This window comes from Campylobacter majalis, assembly GCF_905120465.1.
Lineage (GTDB): Bacteria > Campylobacterota > Campylobacteria > Campylobacterales > Campylobacteraceae > Campylobacter_A > Campylobacter_A majalis.
Genome location: NZ_CAJHOF010000003.1, coordinates 135,468 through 143,274, shown reverse-complemented (window position 1 = coordinate 143,274; position 7,807 = coordinate 135,468). Strand labels below are relative to the sequence as shown.

General features: G+C 33.9%; 11 protein-coding genes. 2 read left to right on the top strand and 9 right to left on the bottom strand.

From position 1 onward, the window contains the following. Nucleotides 1–364: 364 nt before the first annotated feature. Genes LQU93_RS02575 through LQU93_RS02535 form a run of 9 tightly spaced genes read right to left on the bottom strand, consistent with a single transcriptional unit; the run spans nt 365 to nt 5,686 of the window. Entirely contained in the window at nt 365–577 is a 213-nt protein-coding gene (locus LQU93_RS02575) for an acetyltransferase (RefSeq protein ID WP_229932330.1), read from the bottom strand. An 8-nt stretch (nt 578–585) separates the two neighbouring features. Beyond that, nucleotides 586–1,284: a purine nucleoside phosphorylase YfiH/LACC1 family protein gene (locus LQU93_RS02570; RefSeq protein WP_229932329.1), complete on the bottom strand. Its 699-nt coding sequence runs from the start codon at nt 1,282–1,284 to the stop codon at nt 586–588. Beyond that, nucleotides 1,248–1,856, bottom strand: a complete 609-nt coding sequence (locus LQU93_RS02565; protein ID WP_229932328.1) for a riboflavin synthase — start codon at nt 1,854–1,856, stop codon at nt 1,248–1,250. The genes LQU93_RS02570 and LQU93_RS02565 overlap by 37 nt, the downstream gene beginning before the upstream one ends. Then, nucleotides 1,857–2,423 carry a formyltransferase family protein gene (locus LQU93_RS02560; protein WP_229932327.1) on the bottom strand — a complete coding sequence of 189 codons (567 nt, stop codon included), beginning with the start codon at nt 2,421–2,423 and terminating at the stop codon, nt 1,857–1,859. Between the two features lie 42 nt (nt 2,424–2,465). Continuing rightward, a complete protein-coding gene (panD, locus tag LQU93_RS02555) occupies nt 2,466–2,810 on the bottom strand; it encodes an aspartate 1-decarboxylase (RefSeq protein WP_229932326.1) in 345 nt (114 codons plus the stop codon). A 9-nt stretch (nt 2,811–2,819) separates the two neighbouring features. Continuing rightward, nucleotides 2,820–4,088: a UDP-N-acetylmuramoyl-L-alanyl-D-glutamate--2,6-diaminopimelate ligase gene (locus LQU93_RS02550; protein WP_229932325.1), complete on the bottom strand. Its 1,269-nt coding sequence runs from the start codon at nt 4,086–4,088 to the stop codon at nt 2,820–2,822. Then, complete coding sequence (locus tag LQU93_RS02545) at nt 4,085–4,618, bottom strand: histidine kinase (RefSeq protein ID WP_229932324.1); 534 nt, start codon at nt 4,616–4,618, stop codon at nt 4,085–4,087. The genes LQU93_RS02550 and LQU93_RS02545 overlap by 4 nt, the downstream gene beginning before the upstream one ends. Beyond that, nucleotides 4,611–4,880, bottom strand: a complete 270-nt coding sequence (locus LQU93_RS02540) for a NifU family protein (protein ID WP_229932323.1) — start codon at nt 4,878–4,880, stop codon at nt 4,611–4,613. Before LQU93_RS02540 ends, LQU93_RS02545 begins: the two co-directional genes overlap by 8 nt. 11 nt (nt 4,881–4,891) lie before the next feature. Next, nucleotides 4,892–5,686 carry a M48 family metallopeptidase gene (locus tag LQU93_RS02535; RefSeq protein ID WP_229932322.1) on the bottom strand — a complete coding sequence of 265 codons (795 nt, stop codon included), beginning with the start codon at nt 5,684–5,686 and terminating at the stop codon, nt 4,892–4,894. 133 nt (nt 5,687–5,819) lie between these two features. Here LQU93_RS02535 and LQU93_RS02530 point away from each other — a divergent pair, with 133 nt between their 5' ends. Then, complete coding sequence (locus LQU93_RS02530; protein WP_229932321.1) at nt 5,820–6,263, top strand: DUF411 domain-containing protein; 444 nt, start codon at nt 5,820–5,822, stop codon at nt 6,261–6,263. Between the two features lie 727 nt (nt 6,264–6,990). Beyond that, the gene (locus tag LQU93_RS02525; protein WP_229932320.1) at nt 6,991–7,725 is read left to right on the top strand and encodes a HugZ family heme oxygenase; all 735 of its coding nucleotides are present in this window, start codon (nt 6,991–6,993) and stop codon (nt 7,723–7,725) included. Nucleotides 7,726–7,807 lie beyond the last annotated feature (82 nt).

Genomic DNA, 7,807 nt, shown 5'->3' with positions numbered 1-7,807 from the left:
CTGTGATAGAGCGAGATATAGGAAATAGTTTGGCTGCGAGTTGGTACATTTTGATCCTTTTAATTGCCGTAATTATATCCAAAAAAGTATTGATTGTGAAATTTATTCAAATTCTAATAGCGATGCTGTGATGTTATTTGATTGTGGTTTTGTTATATCATGATAACTTGTATTTTAACATGCTAGATTTGTCAAAAACAAATTAGTGATAAAAATAAATTTAAGCTTATGCTTTGATTTGAAAAATATATCGCAAATACAGCGTGGCTTAAATCTACAGTTTTGCATATTTGTTTATGATGACAATAATTTTAAATTATCACCAATTGCTAAGATATGGACAAAAGAGCTTTGTTGTGTAAATTTATTTACTAAGCTGAGCGTTTTGTTCAATTTGCATTAGTGAAGTGAAAATTTTGGCTATATTTTCTCTTTCGCTTTGTGTAAGTGAAATTTTAGTAGCAAAGAATGAGCTTAGCAGGGTTTCGTTTTGTAGTGTTTGTATGCCAAAAATTTTAGCTTTTTGTGCTATTTTAAGCATGTCTAAATTCTTATTTTGAAATTCTTCATAAGCCATTTTTGTCCTTATTTAAATCCAACCACACCAGCAAATCGCCCAGTCACACCGCTTTTGCGATATGAGAAAAACTCATCACTTTCAAAAGTGCATTGATTGCTAAAGAATGTGTTTTTTATATTAAGTTTGTCAAACTCATCGGCTAGTGCCATATTTATGTCAAAATTTTTACCATTTTTATACGCATTAAACTCGCCCAAATCCATATCGCCTATTTCGTAGTTTTTTGCACTTATGTTTGCACCTATATATGCCTTGATATCGTGTGCGTTAAATTTATCTCGCATTATTTTTACGCATTTGCTTACGATACGTTTTATCACGCCTTGCCTACCTGCATGTATGGCGGCTACGGCGTTTTTGCTTACAAGCAGTATCGGCGAACAATCAGCGACCATTACACACAGTCCAATGCTACGCATATTAGTTATAATGCCGTCACATTCGCCTAAATTTTCACTTTCATTTTTTAAAATTTTAATGATATCTGAGTGTGTTTGATGCATAAAAATAAGCTTTTTAAAGCCTAAGTATTCTTTTAAAATTTCCCTATTTTTATACACGCTTTTTTCATCATCGCCAACGTGCAATGCTAGATTTAAACTCTCATACTTACCTTTGCTTACGCCGCCATATCGTGTGCTGTATCCTGCTAGATAAGTGCCATCATCTAATACAGACTTAAAAATCTCTCTGCTGTTTCCCATGTGAGCTCTTGTTTAAAACCAAGTTGTCTAGCCACGTATCTAGCTAACAAATCGCTTTCTATATTTACTCTTTGACCTATTTTATACTCAGCAAATAGACTCTCTTTAAAGGTTATTGGAATTATCGTAAGCCTTATGCCATCTTTTGTAATTTCGTTTATAGTTAGACTTACTCCATCTACGCACACGCTACCTTTTTGAGCCATTAGATGCATTATCTCTCTTGGCAATTTTATATAGATATCAACACCATTTTCTTTTTTTTGTATCTGCGTGATTTCACCTATAGCATCGATATGTCCTTGCACCAAATGCCCATCTATGCGTGTTTGAAGTGTCATGGCTGGTTCAATATGCACTTTGTTTGTGAAATTTTCAGTAGCAAGATGCGTTCTGCTTTCTAAGCTTAGCTCTACGCTAAAACCATCATCGTGTAGCTCTATCACACTTAAACATGCACCATTTACAGCTATGCTATCGCCATGTTGTGGTTTGTGTTTGGCTCGTAGGCGTAAGATGTTGTTTTGATAGCTTACGACCTCGGCGATTTCACGTATTAGTCCATTAAACATCTAAATTTTATCCTTTATTTTGTCTAAAAAACTCTTTATATTTGTATCCCAGCCGTCATGAAGATACTTTATAAGGTGCTGTTTATCTATTGATTTATGCACGCTAAATTCTCCCTCTTGCTTTACTCTTTTGCATTTTTGAGTTTTTATCTCTTGCCAATTTTGCATAAAAAGCTTTTCAATTTCATCTCTTAAAATTTTATAAGTGCTAGAAAAACTCTCTTTTGCTGTGTCAAAAGTTAGCTCTTTTTGCACGATAATATCTCCAGTATCGAGCCCTTTGTCTAAGTAGTGTATGCTTACGCCTTTTGGCGTATCTTTGACAAACGACCAGAAATTTGGATCGCTTCCGCGATTAAACGGCAAGAGCGATATGTGTAAATTTATGGCATTTTGGCAAAAGTGAGTTAAAATTTTCTCGCTTATGATATATCTGTAACCATAACTAATTAAAAAATCAAATCTCTCTTGCTTGACAAAATCCAAGCTTATACGCTCATCGCAAACTTTTACTTGCAGACCATCGTCTTTTAGAAAATTTATTAATTTGCTATCTTGATAGCCCAAAAATAAAACTCGCTGAACCCCCCCCCGTATTTACTAAATTTGTCATTTTATTATTTCATTTTTAGCATTTACATGCACGATGGTTGGTTTATGATGTTTTGCTTTTTTCTCTTTTACGCTTGCGTAAGACACTATGATTACTATATCGCCTTTTTGTGCTTTTCTAGCGGCAGCACCATTTAGGCAAATTTCGCCTTTTTTGCCTTCGATTACGTAGGTGCTAAATCTTTCTCCGTTATTGACGTTTAGGATTTCGACCTTTTGATTTACGTATAGTTTTGCTGCTTTTATTAGCTCTGTGTCTATGCTGATTGAGCCGACGTAGTTTAAATCAGCGTCTGTTACCGTTGCACGGTGGATTTTGCTATATAGCATTTGTATTCTCATTTTATTTCCTTAGTTTAATAGTTCTAAAACCACTTTTTCGTCGCTAAATGGGTATTTTATGCCATTTATCTCTTGATAGTCCTCGTCTCCTTTGCCAAGTATGACAAGGGCTTCATTTGGTTTTAGTTTATTTAGTCCAATTTTTATAGCCTCTTTTCTGTCTGGATTTGCGATTGTATTTGTTTTATCCATGCCAGATAAAATTTCATCTATGATTGACATTGGCTCTTCGCTTCGTGGATTATCGCTTGTTACTACGCATACTCTTGCATATTTTTGAGCGATTTGTCCCATAAGTGGGCGTTTGGTCTTATCTCTATCGCCACCAGCACCAAATACTACAACTAAGTTTAAGTGTCTTAGTGCGTTTAGGACTTTTTCCATGCCATCAGGAGTATGTGCAAAATCAACTATTACAAGCGGATTTTGTGATACTACTTGCATTCTGCCTTCAACGCCATTAAATTTTGCAAGAGCATTTGATATTTGTTGTGCGTTTTGATTGGTTAAAATTTTAACCGCACCAAATGCCGCCATGAGATTGTATAGATTAAACTCGCCTTGAAGCGATGAGTTAAATTTCACACTTTCGCCCAATACTTCAAGTGTAGCTTGTATGCCACTGTTTAGACTAATCTCATTTGCTTTAATTATTGCATTATTTTTAAGTGCGTAAGTTATCGCATTAGTGTGATTAAATTTCACATATTTATCGTCGATATTGATAATTTTAGCACTATCATCTGATAAAAAGCTATTTTTTACATTTGCGTATTCTTGCATACTTTTGTGATAGTCTAAATGATCCTGGCTTAGGTTGGTAAAAATTTTAAGATCAAAGTTTAAGCCTTCTATTCTGTCTTGTGCTATTGCGTGTGAGCTAACTTCCATGATAAAATACTCACACTCTTGCTCACTTGCTATTTTCAAATACTCAAGCGTTTTTAAAATTTGGCTTGTAGTTAGGGATTTTGCGTCTATTTTTTTATGATTTACAAAAGCACCGCGTGTTCCGCATACTCCAGCTTTGTAGCCAAGGGCTAGTAGCGTTTCATATATGGCTGCTGCGGTTGTTGTTTTGCCATTTGTGCCAGTTATGCCTATTAGTTTTATGTTTTCATTTATGTTTAGTAGCTTTTTGCACTCATGCACGTTTATTAAATGCACGTTGTTTGGGGCTTTGTATTTCGCATTTGATTTGGTTTGTAGAAAATAACAACCGCTCTCGCATTCGCTAGTATTGTCGGTAACGAAAGTATTATTTATGGCAATTTTCATGCTTGTTTCCTTTGTTTTATTTGATTAAGTAGCCCATCTATACGCTCATCGCCACCAAACATTGCCGCTGCACTTTCTATGTAGTTTATGCTCATGTCTAAAAAATCACTCTTTATTAAATTTGATATAAATTCCAAAAAATCATCTTTGTTTGAAATCATTACGCGTGTTGAAAACATGATATTTTCAAATACATTTTTAAAGTTATCATTTCTCACCATTTTCATGAAATCTTCATAGCTTATTGCATTTTGTTCGGCTAAAATTTCACTCTCATTTATCCTGCTTTCAAGCATTTTTAACAAATCATCAAGGCCTTCGACATTTGCATTTAATTGCTCCTTTGCACGAAACATTTCAAACAGTGTTTTTGCCTCGTCTTTTGAAATTTTTGCATATGAGCAAAGACTTATATAAAATAGCAAATTTTCATCGCCACTCTTTTCAAAAGCGAGAGAAAAATACATCATCGCATCGTCAAAATTTGAGCGTTTAAAATGCTTAAAGGCTAATTTTTTATAATCAAGCAAAGGCTACCTCTTCTCCTTGTGGGACATTTATGACTTCTAATTCTGGATGAATATCTATGCGTAATTGTCGCTCGATTCCGTATTTTAGTGTAGTTCCACTAGCAGCACATCCATGACAAGCACCTGTTAATCTCACATAAATTTTACCGTCTTTTATGCCAAGTAGCGTCAAGCCACCACCGTCATTTTCTAGCATAGGCATAACTTTTTGTAGTGTGTTTTGCACTGGTTTTAGTAGTTCTTCATCTGTAAATGGTATCATTTTTATCCTTTTTATTTTAGTGTTGCTAAGTATAGCGGTTTTACCTTAGCCGATACTTTTTTAAGATCTGCTATTCTGCTCTCGTTTGATGGATGAGTGCTTAAAATTTCAGGCTGTTTGGCACCACCAACTTTACTCATCTTAACCCATACATTTACGGCTTCGCTTGGGTCATATCCAGCTCTTGCCATTAGCTCTGTGCCGATATGATCAGCCTCGGTTTCATGAGCTCTTGAAAATGGCAAACTAATCGTGTAGTGAGTAGCTAAATTTACTAGATTTGCATCGACGCCAGTCACTGCTGATATGGCAAAAACACCTAAATTTTTTATCTGATCATTGCTAGCTTGTTCTCTGCTGTGTTCTCTTAATGCATGTGCTATCTCGTGTCCGATGATAGCTGCTATTTCGCCATCTGTTAAATTTAAGCGCGTGATTATGCCGCTATAGACTGCTATCTTTCCACCAGGCATACACCATGCATTTAGCGTGTCTTCTTGTATGACATTGACTTGCCAATTCCATTTTAAAGCATCTTGTCTAAAAACATGAACTTGAGAAATTAGCCTAGCTGATATGTCTTGGACACGTTTTGTCATGGCTGGATTTACATTTAGAGCTTTTTTATTTCGTGCTGCACTTAGGGTTTGGACATATGCTTTAGCTGCACTTGCATCCATTGCTTGGGCTGAAACTAAAAGCAATTGACGTGAGTTTGCTCCAACAAGTCCGCCTTGAGTAGTTGATGTATAACAACCAGCTAAAAACAGAGATATAAATGCTAAATTTAGTATAAATTTTCTCATGTTTATCCTTTTAGTTTTTGTTATTATAGCAAAAATGATTTAATTTATTTTTTCTTTAGTCTAATAGTGTATTATTTGTTTTAAACTCAGATTCATTTATTGTGTGGTATTTGGATAAATTTAGGGAGAAAAGATGAGAAAAATTTTACTATCTTGTGCTATTTTTGCTTTTAGCTTCGGTGCTAATTTACTTGAGATTTATAAATCTCCAAGCTGTGGTTGTTGTACAAAATGGGGCGAGATTATGTCAGAAAATGGCTTTGAGATAAAGCAATACTTTCAAGATGATGTAATTGAGATAAAAAATCGCTTTAATATTCCGCTTGATTTGTCTAGCTGTCACACTGCCTTGATTGATTCATATGTGGTTGAGGGGCATGTTCCAGCTGATGAGATAAAAAGACTTTTAAAGCTAAAGCCTGAAGGTGTTGTTGGTATTTCGGTGCCTGGTATGCCGCTAGAAAGCCCAGGCATGGAGCAAGGATCAAGACCTGAGATTTATGATGTTATACTATTTAAACATGATGGGTCAAGAGAGGTATTTGCTACCTATATCGGCTCAAAAAGAATTAGATAAGATGTTGTAGAAGTGGACTTGGTTAAAACAAATTAAATAGATTTTTTAAGCAAATTATTTGTAAAAAATAGACTATAGCTATACTCTTGCAAGATATTGATCAAAGCAAAGTCCTTTATTCGGATGGCTTGTCGTCTAGTAATAATAAAAACACACGAACATATTTAACATGTCAAAATTTAAATAAAGAAATTTAGACAAATTTAAAATATTTTTCAAGCAAACCTTTTGCCTTACAAAAATCCTACGCTTGTTTTTGTAAATTTGAATACTGAAAATTTTATATTTTAAGAAGTTAGATTATATAGATTTTAAACAACCATATCTTTTTGATGTTAGATATGGTTTAAAAATTAAGTAAAATTATGTAAATTTAGCGGTTAAATTTCTAGTTTGCTTTGTCTGGAAGCTAAAGTTTTAATAGTTTGGCAAATTTAAGTGAGCGTTAGCGAAGTAGTTCTTGGAAAGCTACGAGCGTTAGCGAAGTAGAAAACAACCCCTAAAATTTCATCATTTTTTCAAAAAATTATAAAATAAAATTATCTTTTTTATGTTTTGCTTACTTTAATAAGAATAGCATTCTTAATTTTAATGCTTTATTGTAAAAAAGTTTTGTTTTGGAGCTAAATTTTTAATAATACAATATAAAATGATACTTTAAATCAGTTTTAATTTAAAATTTAATAAAATAGCAAACAATTTTTAAATTATTTTTAAAGGATATTCTTTGAAGCAAAGAGCAATTGATCATATGAATAGCGATCATTTAGGTATCGTTATTGAGTTTTGTAAGAAATTTAGCGGTGTAGCTGAGCCTACGAATGTCAGAATGACTGACATAAATGAAGATGGCATGGAAATTACATGTGATGAGGCTGTAACATTTGTGCCGTTTTTAAATAAAGCTGGTGGCGATGGCTTTAGGGATGCTATTATTGAGCTATATACAGCTATAAAAGATGACACAAAAGTAAATACCGTCCAAGATGGCATGGATAAATTCCTTAACTCATTTAAAACCGTGCTTATCTCAAGCGTAAGAGATGACAAACCAGTATCGTCATATGCACCTTTTATAAAAGATGAAAGTGCGTATTATATCTGTATATCCTCAGTGGCTGAACATTATCACTCTTTAAAACAAAATCCAGATAAAGTTTCTATAATGTTTATAGAAGATGAAAAATCAGCAAAGAGCCTTTTTGCAAGAGTTAGAGTGAGCTTTAGTGCTACGGCTGAGTTTTTAGACGAGAGCTTAAAAGATGAGTTTATGGCTAAATTTGAAGCGGCTTATCCAAATGAATCAGCACTTGCATTCATTAAAGATATGAAAGATTTTTACATTGTTAAAATTACGCCTATTAAAGGCAGGTATGTTAAGGGGTTTGGTGCGGCATATGATACGCAAGGTTTTAAAATCGTTGATAGCGGTCGCGTAAATAATCCACACACTAAACGTTAATATCTATTTTTCCAGTCAAATTTAAACTTTGACTGGAATTTAATTTAAGCTACATTTACTTATAATTAAATTTTAAACTTGC